The following is a 19,319-nucleotide window of genomic DNA, read 5'->3' on the forward strand; positions in this document are numbered from 1 at the left end:
CTTTTTTATTAGGTTATTTATATTGTAGATATAAAAAAGGTTGGCATCATAGCCAACCTTTTTTATTGCTTCAGCTTTAGATTAGATCATAAAGATGAATACAACAGAAAGAGCAGTAAAGATTGCTGCTGTTGTGTAACAAGCAATTTTACCAGCTGTTCCGATGTGGAATTTTAGGTCGTGCATGCCGTGATGTAGGCGGTGCATCGCATGCCACATTGGCATAGAGATAGAACCGATAACAAATAACGCACCAATGATGCTAGTAACAAAGCCAGCAACACGTAGGTAATTCATTGATTCAGCACCAATCACACCTAGTGGAACTAAGATACCAAGAACTAAGATCGTTACTGGTGTTAGCATTGCAAACCAAGTGCCACCAGCACCGAATAAGCCCCACCATACAGGTTCGTCAGAACGCTTTGGATTACGATTTACCACAATGACTCTCCTTAAACGATAACCAGTACAAGTAATGTAATTGCTGCAACAGCAGCCCACTGTGCAAGTACAACTACTTTTTTATCCAGTGTTTTACCACTGATACGAATAGGCATTACTTGCGGCATCATGCTAAAGAAAGTTTGAGCATGGAATAAGCTACCCGCTAAAGCAACAATGTTCAAAGCAACCACAATAGGGTTTGCCATGAAATCTAGCCAAGAAGCCCAAGCTAAAGGACCTTTTACTAAACTACCTAAACCAACAAGTAAGCAAGTAGTAAAGAAAATTAGCGGTAAAATTGTCGCTTCACGAACCATGTAAAAACGGTAGAAAGGGTGATCTTTCCACCAAGTACGTGTCATTTCGCGAACGTAAGGTTTACGGTTGCTCATCCTTATGCCTCCTGAGGTTTAAGCATTGCGATAACAAAGTCTTGAGACGATGCGATCTTACCTTGGTTAACTGCTGCTGCAGGGTCAACGTGTTTTGGACATACTTCAGAACAGTAACCAACAAACGTACAGCCCCATGCGCCATTGTCGCCATTGATAAGCTTCATACGTTCAGCAGAACCATTATCACGGCTATCAAGGTTGTAACGGTGTGCAAGAGTCAGTGCTGCAGGACCGATAAATTCAGGGTTTAAGCCGAATTGAGGACAGGCTGCGTAACATAGGCCACAGTTGATACAACCAGCGAACTGTTTGTATTTAGCCATTTGCTCTGGAGTTTGGGTGTTAGGGCCTTGCTCTGGAGTGCGATCGTTACCAAGAATGTAAGGTTTGATTGCTTCTAAACGCTCGATGAACGGCGTCATATCAACAATCAAATCTTTCTCGATAGGGAAGTTCGCTAATGGTTCCAGTGTTAAGCCATTTGGGTAATCACGTAAGAATGCTTTACATGCAAGCTTTGGTACGTTGTTTACCATCATGCCACAAGAACCACAGATCGCCATACGACAAGACCAACGGTAAGATAGGTTTTTGTCTAGGTTATCTTTGATGTAACCAATTGCATCAAGTACAGAGGTTGTATCATCACAAGGTACGTCAAATGCTTGTAGATAAGGTTTCTCATCTACCATTGGGTCGTAACGCATAATGTTTACTTTTTGGACTCTATTGCCAGCTGTCATTATGCTTTCTCCTCTGCGTTTTTCGCCGCTTCAGCTTCTGCCGCTGCTGCTTTTTCTGCCGCTTCACCATATAGGCGAGCTTTTGGTTGAGATTTAGTGATGGTTACATCGCTGTATTTAATCGTCGGTGCTGCATCTTTGTTGTAGTACGCTAATGAGTGTTTTAGGAAGTTCACATCATCACGTTCAGTACAACCTTCATCTAGACGTTGGTGTGCACCACGAGACTCTTTACGCAGAATTGCAGAATGAGCCATTGTTTCAGCTACTTCAAGACCGTAACCAATTTCGATAGCGTACAATAGGTCTGTGTTGAACACTTTACCTTTGTCTTTGATGCTGATGTTTTTGTAGCGCTTTTTCAGCTCAGCCAGTTTATCAACCGTATCTTGCATCTCGTGCTCTTTACGGTAAATACCACAGCCAGCTTCCATTGAGTGACCCATTTCAGTACGGATGTCAGCCCAGTTTTCATCGCCTTCTTGAGCTAGTAGTGCATCAATACGACCTTGAACTTCTTCAATCTGTGTTTGGATAGCGTTGTCATTCCAAACTGTGAATTCAGCGGCACGTTCAGCGGCTTTTTCACCTGCAAGGCGACCAAATACAACTAACTCAGCAAGTGAGTTTGAACCTAGACGGTTTGCACCGTGAAGACCAACAGAAGAACATTCACCAACAGCAAATAGACCTTTGATGTTTGTTTCGTTGTTCTTATCCGTTTCAATACCACCCATGGTGTAGTGAACAGTAGGACGAATTGGAATTGGCTCTTTTGCAGGGTCAACGTTAACGTAGGCTTTTGATAGCTCACAGATAAACGGTAGACGCTCATTTAGGTACTCTTCACCTAGGTGACGAAGATCCAAATGCACTACATCACCAAGAGGGTGCTTGATAGTGTTGCCTTTTTGCTGCTCATGCCAGAACGCTTGAGAAACTTTGTCACGAGGACCTAGTTCCATGTATTTGTTCTTTGGCTCACCGATAGGAGTTTCTGGACCCATACCGTAATCTTGTAGGTAACGGTAACCATTTTTATTTACCATGATACCGCCTTCACCACGACAACCTTCAGTCATCAAGATGCCAGTACCTGGTAAACCTGTTGGGTGATATTGTACGAATTCCATATCACGCAGAGGTACACCGTGACGGAATGCCATTGCCATACCATCACCAGTAACGATACCGCCATTGGTATTACAGTGGTAAACACGACCTGCGCCACCCGTTGCAAGTACAACTGATTTTGCTTTAATACAGATAAGTTCGCCTTCAGCCATATGAATAGCAATCAGACCTTGAACTTGACCATCTTCAACTAAAATATCAACAACAAAATACTCGTCGTAACGATTGATTTGAGGGTACTTCATTGAAGTTTGGAATAGAGTATGAAGCATGTGGAAGCCCGTTTTATCGGCAGCAAACCACGTACGTTCAACTTTCATACCACCAAAACGGCGAACATTCACTTCGCCATTTTCTTTACGGCTCCAAGGACAACCCCATTGTTCTAGTTGAGTCATCTCGCGGTATGCATTTTTTACAAAGTATTCAACAACATCCTGTTCACACAGCCAATCACCACCGCCAACAGTATCGTTGAAGTGATTGTCTAGTGTATCTTCTTCCTTGGTCACGGCAGCGGAACCACCTTCTGCAGCCACTGTATGTGAACGCATTGGGTATACTTTTGAAATCAGAGCAATTTCTAGCTCTGGGTTAGCTTCTGCAGCTGCAATGGCTGTACGTAGGCCTGCACCGCCCGCGCCGATTACTGCGATATCTGTGGTTATAGTTTTCACAGTTATCCTCCGGGATAAAAGATAAAAAATTAAACTAATCACTTGATTGTGACTAATTATGAGAATCTAGCCTGCTCATATGACAAAAAAGAGCAAATAGTAACTGAAAAATTCTGTTACCTATTCTATGTGAGCTTTTGTAATAAAAATTGATATGGATAAAGTTTTGTAGAGCAAGTACCACTAATGGGGCAGTTTATTGCGGATAGTGTGATCTCTATCAACTAGTTAAAGCTGTTAATATTCTCTACTATTTGTATGTAAGTTGTTGCTTTATATATGATAATGATTCTTATCGGACCTGTATCCCTTTGATGGTTAAGGGTATTTTTGAAGTTAAAAAATAGGTAACCTTAAAATGGGTTATCAGGTATTATTTTGGATAAGTTTTTCTAATGTGTAAAATTATGACTAGTCAATATTGGATGCCTAGCGCATCAATTGAACAATTACAGCAACGCGCTGATATTCTTGCTTCGATTCGTTTGTTTTTTTCTGAGCGAAAAGTGATGGAAGTAGATACACCAGCGATGAGTCATGCGACTGTGACGGACGTGCATCTTCATACTTTCCAAACGGATTTTGTTGGACCGGGTTATGCTGATGGTGCTCATTTGTATTTTATGACCAGTCCCGAGTTTCATATGAAGCGATTATTGGCGGCTGGAAGTGGTGCGATTTACCAAATTAATAAGGCATTTCGTAATGAAGAAGCAGGGCGTTTTCATAACCCTGAATTTACGATGTTGGAATGGTATCGACCAAGCTTCGATCATCATCAATTGATGGATGAAATGAATGAACTGCTGATACTAGTGCTACAGTGTGGTGATTCCGAGAGAATGACATATCAAGACGCGTTTATTAAGGTGCTTGGTATTTGTCCATTAGAGGCTTCTATGGATGAATTAAGAGCGGTTGCAGCTCCGTTGGGGCTATCAGATATAGCGGACATCGAAGAAGATAGAGATACATTACTGCAATTGTTATTCAGTATGGGTGTAGAAGAGAAGATTGGTTTAGACGTTCCTGCTTTTGTTTATGATTTTCCAGCGTCTCAAGCAGCTCTTGCTAAGATTAATCCGACGGACTCGCGAGTAGCTGAGCGTTTTGAGGTGTACTTTAAAGGTATTGAGCTAGCGAACGGCTTTCATGAGTTAGATAATGCCAAGGAACAACTTGCCCGTTTTGAAGAAGACAATGCGAAACGTAAGTCAATGGGCTTAATTGAACAGCCTATCGATTATCATTTGATTGCGGCATTAGAAGCTGGTTTTCCTGATTGTGCGGGCGTTGCTCTCGGTATTGACCGTTTGATCATGTTGGCAATGGGAGAAAAGCACATCGATCAAGTTATGGCTTTTCCTTTTGATAGAGCTTAGCAATAACTAAAAAAATAGCGAACACAAGGTTCGCTATTTAATGATTTCTTAATGGAATTAATTATTTTGCGATATGAGCAAATGGAGTACCCATTCGAGTTGGAGCTCCGTTTTCCATTGAGGCATCAAACTTCACTGAGTTTGGTGCAAATAGGTTAATAACGGTTGAGCCTAATTTAAAACGACCCATTTCTTCGCCTTTCTTAAAGCAAATCATATCATCGCCAGAAAGTGGGTAATGCCACGTTTTAACCGCAGGGCCAGTAGGTGGAGTCACCGTATCAGCCCATGTAGTTTCAATACTACCAACGATAGTTGCACCAACAAGAACTTGAGCCATTGGGCCAAATTCAGTATCAAAAATACAGACAACACGTTCATTACGAGCGAATAGATTTGGTACGTTTTCTGCAGTTAATGGATTTACAGAGAAGAGGTCGCCAGGAACGTAAATCATTTTACGTAATGTCGCATCGCATGGCATGTGAACTCGATGATAATCACGTGGTGATAAATACAGAGTAGCAAATTCGCCGCCCATGAATTCATCAGCTAATTCAGCATCGCCACCAAGTAACTCTTGAGCAGAATATACATGACCTTTAGCTTGAACTAGTTGACCATCAGTAATTGGACCAAATTGACTTACGCAAGCATCCGCGGGATGGGAGATCACATTATCATTGTCATCAATTGGGCGTGCGCCATCTTCTAATTCACGAACAGAGAAGTTGTTGAATGTAGAATATGCTGCAGGATCTGGGTTTTTAGCTTCGCTCATTTCAACTTTATATTGTTTGATGAACCACTTTATTACCGCTGTTGTTAACCAACCCATTTTTGCTGATGCTAATTTGCCAGCCAAACGAGTAAGTGCATGTTTTGGGGTTAAATATTGTAACCCAATTTTTAAATTATCTGACACGTTCTTTGCCTACTAGTTATCAATAATAGTGGATATTACCACATCTTTACTTTGTTATTAATCGGCTTTTCTGCTGCGAGAAAATTGGCGATTAGCCTTATTCTCTGACATGCTTTCAATGATTCGATGGTAGCTATCAAAACGAAGTTTGGCAATTTTACCATTCGATACGGCTTCTTGAAGGATACAACCAGGATCATCTTTATGTGTACAATCTCTAAATTTACAGCCGCCGATGAAGTCTTTAAACTCGACAAATGACTCAGTAACTTCTTCTTTTTCTAAATGCCATAGACCAAACTCACGAACACCAGGAGAATCAATAAGATCGCCACCGTGAGGGAAGTGGTATAAACGGGCGGCAGTTGTGGTGTGCTGACCAAGACCTGAGTTTTCAGATACTGCACCTTCCATAATTTCAAGCTCAGGCATCAATGCATTTACTAAGCTTGATTTACCTACGCCAGATTGACCAACAAAGATATTGATATGATCTTTTAACTCAGCTTCTAATTCTTCGATGCCATAACCTGATTCTTTACTGACAAATTTTACCTTATAGCCAATATCTTCATATAGACTTAAAATTTGTCTAACATCGATAAATTCTTTGTCTGATAACAAATCGACTTTGTTTAATACGATTAATGGTTTTATCTGTAAAGTCTCTGAGGCAATAAGATAGCGGTCAATAATGTTCAGTGACAGTTCTGGAAGGATAGATGAGACGATGACCATTTGATCAACGTTGGCTGCAACCGGTTTAATGCCATCGTAATAATCAGGTCGAGTTAACATTGATGTTCGTGGTTGAACTGCTTCCACAACACCAGATATACCTGCAAGTACTTCTGTACCTGGACGCCAAATAACACGATCACCAGATACTAAGCTTTCAATACCTCGACGTAAGTTACAGCGATGTATTTCTTTGCTCTCTGGATCTTCGATATCCGCATGTTGACCAAAGCGAGTAATTACTAACCCTTCTTTAGCAGCTTCTAATGAGGATTCATCCCACTCAACGGTGGTCTTTATTTTTTCTATACGTTTATTTTGATTAGAACGTACTCGGCGAACTTGGCCTTTAGTTAACTTTGTCTTTTTTGCCACGAAATGATTTCACTTGTAGGTTGGCTTTCAGTTTTATGTTGAAAGATAAATCGGCCCGAGTATCATACCCTTTTTAGTTACAAAATAGGCAACTCTCTATGGCAATTAATGATCAAAACCTGATTTGGGTTGATTTGGAGATGACAGGATTGGATCCTGAAACTCATAAAATCATCGAAATCGCATCCATTGTAACTGATGCTCAGCTAAATATTTTAGCAGAAGGGCCTGTTATTGCTATTCATCAGTCAGAAGAAGAGTTGGCTAAGATGGATGATTGGTGTACAAATACACATACCAATAGTGGACTGGTCGCTCGTGTACAAGTGAGTGAACATACTGAAACGACCGCGATAGAAGAGACAATCGCTTTTCTTGAAAAGTGGGTACCAAAAGGTATTTCCCCAATTTGTGGTAATAGCATTGGTCAAGATCGTCGCTTCTTATATAAGCATATGCCGACATTAGAAGAGTATTTTCACTATCGTTGTGTTGATGTGAGTACAATTAAAGAGCTGACTCGTCGTTGGAAACCGGAAGTACTTGATGGTTTTGAAAAAACAGGAACACATTTAGCATTGGATGATATTAGAGAATCCATTGCTGAATTACAGTATTACCGTAAAAACATATTCACAATTTAATAAATTTGATTATTTGTTGAGCGAAAGCTGCGGATTTTAAAGAATTTTCGTTTTTTTTTCAAAATCCGCTTGCATCATCACGTTTTACTCGTATAATTCGCAGCCTCTGAACGAGGAGCTACTCCTTATCAGAATGCGACACTAGCTCAGCTGGTAGAGCGCAACCTTGCCAAGGTTGAGGTCACGAGTTCGAGCCTCGTGTGTCGCTCCAAAAAATTAAAACGTATTGTTCAATGTAATTGAATGATAGGATAAAGTTTCATTGTACTTAACAATGCATCCGGACGCGGGATGGAGCAGTTTGGTAGCTCGTCGGGCTCATAACCCGAAGGTCGTAGGTTCAAATCCTGCTCCCGCAACCACATTTAGATTGAATGCTTTATAGCGTTGATCATGCGACACTAGCTCAGCTGGTAGAGCGCAACCTTGCCAAGGTTGAGGTCACGAGTTCGAGCCTCGTGTGTCGCTCCAATTTCTTTTTAGTACTTAATGAAGTACTTCTCGAAAATTGAAATTGGTTTATAGTTTCATTGTCTTAAACAATGCGCATCCGGACGCGGGATGGAGCAGTTTGGTAGCTCGTCGGGCTCATAACCCGAAGGTCGTAGGTTCAAATCCTGCTCCCGCAACCACATTTAGATTGAATGCTTTATAGCGTTGATCATGCGACACTAGCTCAGCTGGTAGAGCGCAACCTTGCCAAGGTTGAGGTCACGAGTTCGAGCCTCGTGTGTCGCTCCATTTTCTCTTTAAGAGCCTTATAGGTTCTTCTCGAAAAGAGATATTGGATAATAAGTTCCCATTGTACTTTGAACAATGGCATCCGGACGCGGGATGGAGCAGTTTGGTAGCTCGTCGGGCTCATAACCCGAAGGTCGTAGGTTCAAATCCTGCTCCCGCAACCACATTTAGATTGAATGCTTTTATAGCGTTGATCATGCGACACTAGCTCAGCTGGTAGAGCGCAACCTTGCCAAGGTTGAGGTCACGAGTTCGAGCCTCGTGTGTCGCTCCAATTTCTTTTTAGTACTTAATGAAGTACTTCTGAAAATTGAAATTGGTTTATAGTTTCATTGTCTTAAACAATGCATCCGGACGCGGGATGGAGCAGTTTGGTAGCTCGTCGGGCTCATAACCCGAAGGTCGTAGGTTCAAATCCTGCTCCCGCAACCACATTTAGATTGAATGCTTTATAGCGTTGATCATGCGACACTAGCTCAGCTGGTAGAGCGCAACCTTGCCAAGGTTGAGGTCACGAGTTCGAGCCTCGTGTGTCGCTCCATTTTCTCTCTTGAAGAGTAAGATGGTTTATAGTCTCATTGTCTTAAACAATGCATCCGGACGCGGGATGGAGCAGTTTGGTAGCTCGTCGGGCTCATAACCCGAAGGTCGTAGGTTCAAATCCTGCTCCCGCAACCACATTTAGATTGAATGCTTTATAGCGTTGATCATGCGACACTAGCTCAGCTGGTAGAGCGCAACCTTGCCAAGGTTGAGGTCACGAGTTCGAGCCTCGTGTGTCGCTCCAATTTCTTTTTAGTACTTAATGAAGTACTTCTCGAAAATTGAAATTGGTTTATAGTCTCATTGTCTTAAACAATGCATCCGGACGCGGGATGGAGCAGTTTGGTAGCTCGTCGGGCTCATAACCCGAAGGTCGTAGGTTCAAATCCTGCTCCCGCAACCACATTTAGATTGAATGCTTTAATAAGCGTTGATCATGCGACACTAGCTCAGCTGGTAGAGCGCAACCTTGCCAAGGTTGAGGTCACGAGTTCGAGCCTCGTGTGTCGCTCCAAACAAAATAAAAGCGCTGAATTATATTCAGCGCTTTTATTTTCTTTAAAATTAATGCTGTGAAGCATTAACCCCACGTAAAAATCCTGTTCTTTAGAATATTCTGATTCATACCTAATCAACGAATCAAACAGTCTATTATATATCTGTATTTATTGTATTTTTTAACGAAATATAACAGCAGAGGGTTAGTTATATCTATTAATTACCATATAACTAACACACTTATCCACACCGATATAATTGTGGATAACTCTGTTAGTTATTTAATATTGACAGAATAAAAAAAGTAAGTAATAAAGATCTTATTGGTATTTATAGATCGAAAAAAAACACATTAGCTATATCTTGTTGATATTTATGTTCTTTTATTAGCCTATGCATTTTTTTTAATGATTTAAAAGATCTTTTTGCTTGACTTCTTTGATCCTGGTCATATTCCCGTCTTGTGTTTAACTTTTCTATTTTTTGTATTGTTTACCCTTCAAAATAATGTTTTCCACATTCTTAATAGCTAAATATGCCTGTGGTTAATTTATCTGACTATTTCTAATCGTAGTGCCGCTAATTAGATACACACAGATTAAGCATCTCGTGGTAGCCCTTTTTCTATAATTCGAATCAAACGTTGCTCTTTTCTGTTTTTATTTATAGGCCTAGAGTTTTGTTGCTCTATAGCCCAAAGAATATGAATATCTAAGTTATTATCTAATCCAAGTCGATCACGTAAGGATAAAACAATATCCTTAGAGTGTGGGGCGTTTCCCATAGCGATTGCGATATTACGCAACCATTGAAGATGACCAATGCGACGAATTGCTGAGCCTTCCATATTTTTTAAAAAGGTAGCTTCATCCCATGCAAAAAGAGAGAGTAAGTTAGCGTTGTCTAGAGACTCTCTACGATGAAAGTCGCTTTGTTGTGTTATATCTGCCTCACGGTTCCAAGGGCAAACGAGTTGGCAATCATCACAACCATAAATTCGATTTCCCATTAATGAACGAAACTCTTCAGGAATAACGTCGCTGTTTTCGATGGTTAAGTAAGAAATACAACGACGGGCGTCAATGACTCCATTTTCTAATATTGCATTCGTTGGGCATGACGTGACACAGGCGGTACATTTACCACATTGGTTCTCAACAGGGGAATCAACCGGTAATGGGATATCAACTAAAAGTTCACCTAAGAAAAACCAAGACCCCGCATCTTTATCAAGTAGCAGTGAGTGTTTGCCTGTCCAACCAAGCCCTGCTTTTTCTGCTAAAGGTCGCTCTAATATCGGGGCTGAATCTACAAAAGGGCGATAACCAAGTTGTTCTACCTCGGCTTCGATTTTTTGACCTAGTTTTTTGAGTTGGTTTCGGATCAGTTTGTGGTAATCACGACCGAGCGCATATCGACTGATATAAGCTTGTGTAGGGTCGCTTAAATTACTTGCAAAACCAGCTTGAGGAGGTAAATAATCCATACGGGCACTGATGACTCTAATTGTGCCAGGGTGAAGTTCATTAGGTCTTGCTCTCATGACGCCATGACGAGCCATCCAGTCCATCGAACCATGGTAACCAGCATCAAGCCATTGCTCTAAAGCCGCTTCATGCTGAGATAAATCGACATCACAAATTCCGACCTTCTGAAAGCCGAGTTCTTGTGCCCAAAGTTTGATGTTAGTAGCGAGTGCTTGATAGTCAATTTTCACAGAGAGATTACATTTTTTTATTACAGTATGATAAGTAAAAGTTTATCATATAGGATTGATAAGACGTACTTCGATGCAATGAAAAGACATTGAATTAACGCAACTCATGGTTACTTGTGTCTAACTATTTCACATATAAATTGTGAATTTGATACCAAGTCCACCAATTTAGACAATTAAAATAGTGAAATTAGTGAATAATGGAACGCTTTGAATTTAATTTAGCTACTGAAGACGACACGGTTGAATTTGGTAGACAGCTCTCTCAAGCTTGTACTCAACAAACCACCATCTATTTACATGGTGATCTTGGTGCGGGTAAAACAACCTTTAGCCGAGGCTTTATTCGTTCATTAGGTCATGTTGGTAATGTAAAAAGCCCAACATATACCCTAGTTGAACCTTATGAATTGGATAAATGGCAAGTGTATCACTTTGATCTGTATCGTTTGGCTGATCCTGAAGAGCTAGAGTTTATGGGGATCCGTGATTATTTTACTGATGATGCAATTTGTTTAGTTGAGTGGCCAGAGAGAGGGGAAACCCCCACTACCTAGTCCCGATATTGATATTGAACTTCGCTATGATGGTGAAGCTCGTCATGTTGTGATTACTGGCAATAATGAATATGGATGTAGTTTAGTGCAGCGGTTGGATTTGTGTTAATCGGTAAATATTTTCGAGTTATTTGGTATACGCTATTTGTTGTTTTATCAGCAAGTAGCTTTTTTGTATCTGCTAATACCCTAGAGGGAATTCGAGTTTGGCCATCGCCAGATGAAACTCGTATTGTTATAGATCTAAATTCTGAAGCAAACTATAGCTATTTTACGCTTAGTAGTCCTTATCGTTTAGTGGTTGATCTTAAAAATACCAATGTGAAAGCAAAGCTGCCGTTAACGGTCAGTGACAGTAAGGTTTTGTCAAAAATACGCAAAAGCTCTGCACCATCAAAAGGAACGACTCGACTTGTTTTTGAATTGAAGCATTCGGTTACGGCTGAGGTATTTAAATTATCACCGACCCCCGGTGGCCAGTACGGGCATCGTCTAGTGATGGATTTACCTCACTCTTCAACTTCGAAATCTACACCAACTCAGAGTAGACCAACGACACCCTCAAAACCTGTAATTAACTCTAATTCGAATCATATTATAGGTAACGGTGAAATAATTATTGCTATTGATGCTGGGCATGGCGGTGAAGATCCTGGTTCAATTGGTCCAACAAGAAAATATGAGAAGCACGCTACTCTCGCTATTTCTAAAAAAGTAGTCGCATTAATCAATGCTCAGCTAGGTATGAGAGCAGTAATGACTCGTAGTGGTGATTACTTTGTTAACTTAAATAAACGAACTGATATTGCGAGAAAAAATAAATCTCACCTATTGGTGTCTATTCACGCTGATAGTTTCCGCTCTCCTAAACCAAGAGGTGGTTCTGTTTTTGTGCTTAATACGCGCCGAGCAAATACTGAAATTGGTCGTTGGGTAGAAAAACATGAGAAACAATCTGAACTGTTAGGCGGTGCAGGTGATGTATTAGCTAAGAATAGTAATGATAGAAATGTTAGCCAAACATTGTTGGATTTACAGTTTAGTCATTCTCAAAAAGAGGGCTATAAATTAGCAACAGACGTTTTATCTGAAATGGGTAAAGTGATTAAGCTACATAAAAAAGAACCTGTGAACGCGAGCTTAGCGGTATTGAAATCACCAGATATTCCATCAATATTAATTGAAACTGGTTTTATTTCTAACCCAATAGAAGAGAAGCAACTGTTCCAACGTGGCCATCAGGATAAAATTTCTCGTGCTATCTCAAAAGCAGTTATTCGTTATCTTAATGATAATCCACCACAAGGAACGCTATTAGCAGCAAAGCAGCAACAGAGAAAACATAAAGTAAACCCTGGTGAATCACTTTCTTTAATTGCCAAAAAGTACGGTACTACTGCTGCAAAAATTAAGAGTGAAAATAAACTGAAAAGTACTAGTTTAGCTATTGGCCAGATTTTACTTATTCCTGGAAATCGCCCAGTTTATGTTGCACCAAAGACGAAACCTAGCGCTAAAAAGACATCTAGCTCTCAATCGACACGAGTTACGATTACCCATAAGGTTCGCTCTGGTGAATATTTAGGTAAAATAGCGGCTAAATATAAAGTATCAACCAGTAGTATTCGTTCGTTAAATAAATTGAAATCGGATACTTTATTCGTTGGCCAAAAATTGAAAGTAAGTATTGTCGCTCCAGTAAAGAAACATACGGTGAAACGTGGTGAGTTCTTAGGTAAAATTGCAACTAAATACGGAGTATCTGTATCTAGTATCAGAGCTGTTAATAAGCTGCGTTCTGATAAATTAGCTGTAGGACAGGTGCTTATTATTCCAAATAAATAATAAGGAAAAGGCATGCCTATTCAAATCTTACCAGCTCGATTAGCCAACCAAATTGCGGCGGGTGAGGTTGTAGAACGCCCAGCTTCTGTTGTAAAAGAGTTAGTTGAAAATAGTATCGATGCGGGGGCGACTCGCATCGATATTGATATAGAAAAAGGTGGTAGTAAGTTAATTCGTATCCGTGATAACGGTTTTGGTATTGCAAAAGATGAATTAACTCTCGCCTTAAGCCGTCATGCCACCTCTAAAATAACCACTCTTGATGATCTAGAAGCTATTGTTAGTCTTGGCTTTCGTGGTGAAGCGCTTGCCTCGATCAGTTCGGTTTCACGCTTAACATTAACCTCTCGAACGGTAGCTCAAGAAGAAGCCTGGTCAGCCTATGCTGAAGGTCGAGATATGGATGTAAAGCTAAAACCTGCAGCGCATCCTATTGGTACAACAATAGATGTGGTTGATCTCTTCTTTAATACTCCTGCTCGTCGAAAGTTTCTTCGTACTGATAAAACAGAATTCACCCATATTGATGAGTTATTAAAGCGAATAGCCTTGAGTCGATTGGATATTACGATCAATCTGCGTCATAACGGCAAATCAATTCGTCAATATCGTGCTGCCCAAACTAAAATTCAAGTTGAAAAGCGTCTTGCTGCTGTCTGTGGTTCTAATTTTCTACAGCATGCATTAGAGGTTGAACTAGAGCATGGTGATCTTAAATTTCACGGTTGGATTTCTGCACCAGAAGGAGCCCGTGCGCAAGGTGATATTCAATATTGCTATGTGAATGGTCGTATGATGAAAGATAAGTTAATTAATCATGCGATTAGACAAGGCTATGAAACTTCTTTGTTAGCGAATCAATATGCGGCGTATATCTTATTTATTGAAATAAATCCGCACGATGTTGATGTAAATGTGCACCCTGCAAAACATGAAGTGCGTTTTCATCAAGCTCGTTTAGTGCATGATTTTATCTATCAAGCCATTTATGGTGCGCTACAGCAAAGTGCACTATTGTCAAAAGCTCAGGTTGATGGACAAACAGGGGAGTTTATTGAAGATAAAGAAGCGTATTTTCCTCCTATGAAAGAATATGTTCGCCAACCGAATCAAAATGATTATCAACAGCAAGAATATCAACAAGAGCATTCTTTAATAGGTGCAGACTCTAAAGCAGAACAGCTAAAAAATGCGGTAGATTCGACTCCTGATTATCCAAATAAAGCAGCTTCTGATTCTTGGCCTTCAAGCTCGTTATCCTCGAGAGGAGCATCTGGTTCTGCAGCGCGAATTGCTAATAGGGCTCACACATTTAATAGTGAAAAGCCTTCCTCAAAAGAGCTGAATAACTATCAAGCATTGCTAAAAACCTCTGATGACGAGAGGGTTTCTGTAAATCATCAAATTAATGAAATGCATGTTAGTAGTCCTGTTCAATCTACTTTGATAGAAAAATGTAAATCTATTCCAACACCGCTCGTAAGAAATAATCAACCTCAACCTTTAGGGAAGGTGTTAGGTATTGTCGAAAAGGTTTTTTCTTTATTGCAGCATCAAGAACAATTACAACTGTTGGATTTACGTTATGCTGAGTTTGTAAAAAGTTATGGTCAACTTAATAGTGTGCATATTGAGCCACTGAGAGCACAACCATTATTGATCCCTCTTTCTGTTGGTATTGAAGAAACTATTTGTAATAAAGTATTGAGTTATACTTCAGTATTAAAACCTCTTGGAATTGATTTAAAAGTAAAAAATAATACTAACGTGATCATTATGGCGGTTTGTCAGCCAATCAGGCAGCAGAATTTACAACAATTGATACCGAATCTGTTAAGGTATCTGGATAGCATTAATCCATCTCTTGAACAGGTGATAATTTGGCTTTCTCATCAAATTCAGCATGAAGAAGCCAGTTATAGTACCGCTCAAGCGATACAGTTAGTGATGGAATTAGAGCAATTATGGGGTTCAAACTTATCCCAATTTAATAATAAATTGCTTAAAAACATCGATCTTACTCAAGTGATACAAGCATTTAGTCATGAATAAAGCATTACCTCAAGCCATCTTTTTGATGGGACCAACAGCGTCAGGAAAGACAAATTTAGCCATTGAATTACGAAAACGTTTTCCTGTAGAGTTGATAAGCGTAGACTCAGCCCTTATCTATAAGGGAATGGATATTGGTACAGCAAAACCAAACGAAGATGAACTTTTACAGGCTCCTCATCGTCTTATTAATATTCTAGATCCGGCGGAAAGCTATTCAGTGGCTGAATTTCGCCGTGATGCACTGAAAGAAATGGAAGACATTGTTGCTCAAGGAAAGATACCTTTATTAGTCGGTGGTACAATGTTGTACTACAAAGCACTACTTGAAGGCCTTTCGCCATTACCAGCAGCGGATGCTGACATTAGAGCTCAAATTGAGCAAGAAGCGGAGAATCTTGGATGGGAGGCTATGCATGATCAATTAAAACAAATTGACCCTGTATCAGCTGAGAGAATTCATCCAAATGATCCACAACGACTTTCCCGAGCGTTGGAAGTATTTCGAATTTCGGGTAAAACATTAACAGAATTAACCCAGATTAAAGGTGAGCCTCTACCTTATGAAGTGCATCAATTTGCAATAGCACCGAAAGAGAGAGCGGAAATTCACCGTCGTATTGAACTGCGTTTTGAATATATGATGAAGGATGGTTTTGAAGCAGAAGCTCGTGCATTGTATGAGCGTGATGATCTTCATGCTGACCTTCCTTCTATTCGTTGCGTAGGTTATCGACAAATGTGGGACTATTTTGATGGGGAGGGCACGTTAGATGATGCGGTTTTCCGTGGAGTGTGTGCGACTCGTCAATTGGCCAAGCGACAAATTACCTGGCTACGTAGCTGGAAAGAACTAACTTGGCTGGATAGTGATGACATTGATGGTGCCCTACTAACGATCTCAGATCGTTTAGAGAGAAAATAAGCACAAAAACGTATCAATGTTGTTTAACTTCAGAGCATTTAGTCATAAGCTAAAGACTAATAGCTAAATAAAATTACAATTACAAACCAAAAAGGAACAAAAAATGGCTAAAGGGCAATCGTTGCAAGACCCATTTTTGAATGCGCTGCGTCGTGAAAGGATTCCAGTGTCTATCTATTTAGTAAATGGGATTAAATTACAGGGACAAATCGAATCATTTGATCAATTTGTTATCCTATTGAAGAACACAGTAAACCAGATGGTATATAAACATGCGATCTCTACTGTAGTTCCTGCTCGTGCTGTAAGCCATCACACTGCAAGTGATCGACCACAAGGCGAGCGTCCACAAGAAAAAACAGAAGATTAGTTCTATTCTATCTGAATAGACAATCGACTAAGGAGTTAATGCTTGTTTGACCGTTATGAATCCGGTGAACAGGCGATTCTTGTGCATATTAGTTTTACTTATGAAGGGGATGTTGAAGATCTCGACGAATGTAAAATGTTGGTATCTTCTGCGGGGGTAAACACATTAGGTGTTGTGACGGGTACCCGTCAATCTCCGCTCCCTAAATATTATGTAGGTGAGGGTAAGGCACTAGAAATTGCCGAAGCAGTTCGAGCTAAGAATGCCGATATAGTGATTTTTAATCATGCGCTTTCTCCTGCTCAAGAACGAAATTTAGAACAATTATGTCAATGTCGAGTAATAGACCGTACTGGGTTAATACTGGATATATTTGCTCAACGCGCACGAACCTATGAAGGTAAATTGCAAGTTGAGTTAGCACAATTACGTCATATATCTACTCGATTGATCCGAGGTTGGACACATCTTGAACGCCAAAAAGGTGGAATAGGTTTACGTGGCCCCGGTGAAACTCAATTGGAAACTGATAGACGATTATTGCGAGATCGTATCAAAGCAATTTTGCGTCGATTGGGTAAAGTTGCAAAACAGCGTGAACAAGGCCGTCGAGCCAGGATCAGAGCTGAAATCCCAACCGTTTCGTTAGTCGGATACACCAACGCAGGGAAATCTACGTTATTTAACCGAATTACTGAAGCAGGGGTTTATGCCGCTGATCAATTGTTTGCCACGCTTGATCCAACGCTCCGTAAGATTGAAGTTGTAGATGTTGGTACTTCAATACTTGCTGATACCGTCGGTTTTATCCGTCATTTACCTCATGATCTTGTTGCTGCCTTTAAAGCGACATTACAAGAAACGCAAGAAGCTAATATCTTGTTACATGTTGTTGATGCCAGTGATGAGCGTTTTCGTGAGAATATTGAAGCAGTAGATATTGTTCTTGAAGAGATTGATGCCCATGAGGTGCCTTATCTTCTCGTAATGAATAAGATTGATAACTTAGAAGATCAACAACCACGAATTGAACGTGATGAGGAAGGGGTTCCTCAGTGTGTTTGGGTTTCAGCAATGGAAGGCCAAGGCATTGATTTACTTTTTCAAGCATTAACGGAACGATTAGCAGGGCAAATGGTAGAGCATACATTGTTACTACCACCTGAGTCGGTTGGGCGTTTTAGAAGTAAATTCTTTCAAATGCATAGCATTATAAAAGAAGAATATCAGGATGATGGCAGCTTGTTGATTGATATACGTATGCAGCAAGTTGATTGGTCTAAGTTAGAAAAACGTGAAGAGACTCCATTAAGTAATTTTATTATTACTAATGAGAGTTCACAGAATTCTTTATCTTCATAATTACTTTGGAGTTTTCTAATGGCGTGGAATGAGCCTGGAAATAACAACAATAACGACAACAATAAGAGTGGCGGTGGCGATAATAAAGACCCTTGGGGTAATAAAAATCGTGGCGGTCGTGATCAAGGTCCACCAGATCTTGATGAAGTATTTAACAAGCTAAGTCAAAAACTGAGCGGTAAGTTTGGTGGTGGCAACAAAGGCGGAAATAATAAAGGTGGTAGCGGTTTACCTTCATTTGGTAATGGCGGCGCAATTGGCTTAGGTCTTATTGCTGTAGTGGCTATTGGTATTTGGGTATTCTCTGGCTTCTATACTATTGGTGAAAGTGACCGAGGTGTAGTATTACGCTTTGGTCAATACGATCGTATGGTTGACCCAGGTCTAAACTGGAAGCCAACCTTTATTGATCAAGTGACGCCAGTTAACATTCAAGCAATTCGTTCATTAAACTCAAAAGGCTTAATGCTAACGAAAGATGAAAACGTAGTTACTGTTGAGATGGGTGTTCAGTACCGTGTTGCTGATGCTCATAAATACTTATACACCGTAGTCAATGCTGATGACAGCTTACGTCAAGCGACGGATTCTGCACTTCGTGCTGTAATTGGTGATGCGAAAATGGATGATATCTTGACCAGTGGTCGTCAAGTGATCCGTCAACGTACTCAAGAAACTCTGAATCGTATTACTGATAAGTATGATATGGGGTTAATTGTTGTTGATGTCAACTTCCAACTAGCTCGCCCACCAGAACAAGTGAAAGCGTCATTCGATGATGCGATTGCTGCTCGAGAAGATGAAGAGCGTTTCATTCGTGAAGCGGAAGCCTACAGCAATGATATTCTACCCAAAGCAACAGGTCGTGCTGAGCGTTTGAAGAAAGAAGCTCAAGGTTATACAGAGCGTACAGTAAACGAAGCGATAGGTCAGATTGCACAGTTTGAAAAGCTATTGCCTGAATATAATAGAGCGCCTGAAGTTACTCGTACTCGTCTGTACCTAGATACAATGGAACGAGTATACAGTAATACAAGTAAGGTCCTGATTGATTCTGAATCAAATGGTAACTTGTTATATCTTCCATTAGATAAAATCACAGGTAATCAACAAGGTTCAGTGCAGTCAGCTCCTCAAACATCAACATCATCATCTAAAAATTATGATTTTGAGTTAGAGAAGAATGGACAACCAGAATCATCGACTAATACAACTGGTCGTAACTCAACTCGTGAAGGGAGATATTAAT

The 19,319-nt window shown here is 40.3% G+C and carries 15 protein-coding genes, 13 tRNA genes and 1 pseudogene; 22 read left to right on the forward strand and 7 right to left on the reverse strand.

From position 1 onward, the window contains the following. Positions 1–81 precede the first annotated feature (81 nt). Genes frdD through frdA form a run of 4 tightly spaced genes read right to left on the reverse strand, consistent with a single transcriptional unit; the run spans position 82 to position 3,396 of the window. Positions 82–444 (reverse strand): fumarate reductase subunit FrdD, encoded by a 363-nt coding sequence (gene frdD, locus ACU5DF_RS22530; RefSeq protein ID WP_446714302.1) that lies wholly within the window; start codon positions 442–444, stop codon positions 82–84. Positions 445–455: 11 nt separating this feature from the next. Continuing rightward, on the reverse strand, positions 456–839 hold the full coding sequence (frdC, locus tag ACU5DF_RS22535; protein WP_446714303.1) for a fumarate reductase subunit FrdC: 384 nt from the start codon (positions 837–839) through the stop codon (positions 456–458). A 2-nt stretch (positions 840–841) separates the two neighbouring features. After that, positions 842–1,585: a succinate dehydrogenase/fumarate reductase iron-sulfur subunit gene (locus ACU5DF_RS22540; protein WP_045101070.1), complete on the reverse strand. Its 744-nt coding sequence runs from the start codon at positions 1,583–1,585 to the stop codon at positions 842–844. After that, on the reverse strand, positions 1,585–3,396 hold the full coding sequence (gene frdA, locus ACU5DF_RS22545; RefSeq protein WP_045101071.1) for a fumarate reductase (quinol) flavoprotein subunit: 1,812 nt from the start codon (positions 3,394–3,396) through the stop codon (positions 1,585–1,587). The genes ACU5DF_RS22540 and frdA overlap by 1 nt, the downstream gene beginning before the upstream one ends. Positions 3,397–3,803: 407 nt before the next feature. Between frdA and epmA the strand changes: the two genes are divergently transcribed. Beyond that, positions 3,804–4,778 (forward strand): elongation factor P--(R)-beta-lysine ligase, encoded by a 975-nt coding sequence (epmA, locus tag ACU5DF_RS22550; protein ID WP_446713665.1) that lies wholly within the window; start codon positions 3,804–3,806, stop codon positions 4,776–4,778. Positions 4,779–4,839: 61 nt separating this feature from the next. On the opposite strand, the gene asd is transcribed toward epmA, so the two are convergent. Continuing rightward, positions 4,840–5,703 (reverse strand): archaetidylserine decarboxylase, encoded by an 864-nt coding sequence (asd, locus tag ACU5DF_RS22555; RefSeq protein WP_446714304.1) that lies wholly within the window; start codon positions 5,701–5,703, stop codon positions 4,840–4,842. Between the two features lie 57 nt (positions 5,704–5,760). Continuing rightward, positions 5,761–6,816, reverse strand: a complete 1,056-nt coding sequence (gene rsgA / locus ACU5DF_RS22560; protein WP_045101074.1) for a small ribosomal subunit biogenesis GTPase RsgA — start codon at positions 6,814–6,816, stop codon at positions 5,761–5,763. 98 nt (positions 6,817–6,914) lie between these two features. Between rsgA and orn the strand changes: the two genes are divergently transcribed. The 14 genes from orn to ACU5DF_RS22630 all read left to right on the forward strand — a co-directional run bounded on the left by orn (position 6,915) and on the right by ACU5DF_RS22630 (position 9,258). Then, positions 6,915–7,460 carry an oligoribonuclease gene (orn, locus tag ACU5DF_RS22565; protein ID WP_045101075.1) on the forward strand — a complete coding sequence of 182 codons (546 nt, stop codon included), beginning with the start codon at positions 6,915–6,917 and terminating at the stop codon, positions 7,458–7,460. 135 nt (positions 7,461–7,595) lie between these two features. Beyond that, a tRNA-Gly gene (locus ACU5DF_RS22570) sits at positions 7,596–7,671 on the forward strand. A gap of 74 nt (positions 7,672–7,745) precedes the next feature. Next, a tRNA-Met gene (locus ACU5DF_RS22575) sits at positions 7,746–7,822 on the forward strand. Positions 7,823–7,855: 33 nt separating this feature from the next. Further along, positions 7,856–7,931 (forward strand) — tRNA-Gly (locus ACU5DF_RS22580). A gap of 84 nt (positions 7,932–8,015) precedes the next feature. Beyond that, positions 8,016–8,092 (forward strand) — tRNA-Met (locus ACU5DF_RS22585). 33 nt (positions 8,093–8,125) lie between these two features. Beyond that, positions 8,126–8,201 (forward strand) — tRNA-Gly (locus ACU5DF_RS22590). Between the two features lie 87 nt (positions 8,202–8,288). Next, positions 8,289–8,365, forward strand: a tRNA-Met gene (locus ACU5DF_RS22595). 34 nt (positions 8,366–8,399) lie between these two features. Further along, positions 8,400–8,475: transfer RNA gene (locus ACU5DF_RS22600), tRNA-Gly, on the forward strand. An 81-nt stretch (positions 8,476–8,556) separates the two neighbouring features. Then, positions 8,557–8,633: transfer RNA gene (locus ACU5DF_RS22605), tRNA-Met, on the forward strand. 33 nt (positions 8,634–8,666) lie between these two features. After that, a tRNA-Gly gene (locus ACU5DF_RS22610) sits at positions 8,667–8,742 on the forward strand. 60 nt (positions 8,743–8,802) lie between these two features. Next, positions 8,803–8,879 (forward strand) — tRNA-Met (locus ACU5DF_RS22615). Positions 8,880–8,912: 33 nt separating this feature from the next. After that, positions 8,913–8,988, forward strand: a tRNA-Gly gene (locus tag ACU5DF_RS22620). Between the two features lie 82 nt (positions 8,989–9,070). Further along, positions 9,071–9,147 (forward strand) — tRNA-Met (locus tag ACU5DF_RS22625). Between the two features lie 35 nt (positions 9,148–9,182). After that, positions 9,183–9,258 (forward strand) — tRNA-Gly (locus ACU5DF_RS22630). A gap of 582 nt (positions 9,259–9,840) precedes the next feature. On the opposite strand, the gene queG is transcribed toward ACU5DF_RS22630, so the two are convergent. After that, positions 9,841–10,953, reverse strand: a complete 1,113-nt coding sequence (queG, locus tag ACU5DF_RS22635) for a tRNA epoxyqueuosine(34) reductase QueG (RefSeq protein ID WP_446714269.1) — start codon at positions 10,951–10,953, stop codon at positions 9,841–9,843. Positions 10,954–11,159: 206 nt separating this feature from the next. On the opposite strand from queG, the pseudogene tsaE reads away from it, so the two are divergent. The 7 genes and pseudogenes from tsaE (at position 11,160) to hflK (ending at position 19,318) form a co-directional block, all read left to right on the forward strand. Beyond that, positions 11,160–11,625 (forward strand): annotated as a pseudogene (tsaE, locus tag ACU5DF_RS22640) (tRNA (adenosine(37)-N6)-threonylcarbamoyltransferase complex ATPase subunit type 1 TsaE). After that, positions 11,619–13,361: a LysM peptidoglycan-binding domain-containing protein gene (locus tag ACU5DF_RS22645; RefSeq protein WP_446713663.1), complete on the forward strand. Its 1,743-nt coding sequence runs from the start codon at positions 11,619–11,621 to the stop codon at positions 13,359–13,361. Before tsaE ends, ACU5DF_RS22645 begins: the two are co-directional and overlap by 7 nt. A 12-nt stretch (positions 13,362–13,373) precedes the next feature. Beyond that, positions 13,374–15,413 (forward strand): DNA mismatch repair endonuclease MutL, encoded by a 2,040-nt coding sequence (gene mutL / locus ACU5DF_RS22650; protein ID WP_446713662.1) that lies wholly within the window; start codon positions 13,374–13,376, stop codon positions 15,411–15,413. Further along, positions 15,406–16,338 (forward strand): tRNA (adenosine(37)-N6)-dimethylallyltransferase MiaA, encoded by a 933-nt coding sequence (miaA, locus tag ACU5DF_RS22655; protein WP_446714305.1) that lies wholly within the window; start codon positions 15,406–15,408, stop codon positions 16,336–16,338. Before mutL ends, miaA begins: the two co-directional genes overlap by 8 nt. 103 nt (positions 16,339–16,441) lie before the next feature. Then, on the forward strand, positions 16,442–16,708 hold the full coding sequence (gene hfq / locus ACU5DF_RS22660; RefSeq protein WP_045101080.1) for an RNA chaperone Hfq: 267 nt from the start codon (positions 16,442–16,444) through the stop codon (positions 16,706–16,708). Between the two features lie 42 nt (positions 16,709–16,750). Continuing rightward, complete coding sequence (gene hflX, locus ACU5DF_RS22665; protein ID WP_446713661.1) at positions 16,751–18,070, forward strand: ribosome rescue GTPase HflX; 1,320 nt, start codon at positions 16,751–16,753, stop codon at positions 18,068–18,070. An 18-nt stretch (positions 18,071–18,088) separates the two neighbouring features. Then, entirely contained in the window at positions 18,089–19,318 is a 1,230-nt protein-coding gene (gene hflK / locus ACU5DF_RS22670) for an FtsH protease activity modulator HflK (RefSeq protein WP_045101082.1), read from the forward strand. Position 19,319 lies beyond the last annotated feature (1 nt).

Source organism: Aliivibrio wodanis (genome assembly GCF_052920805.1).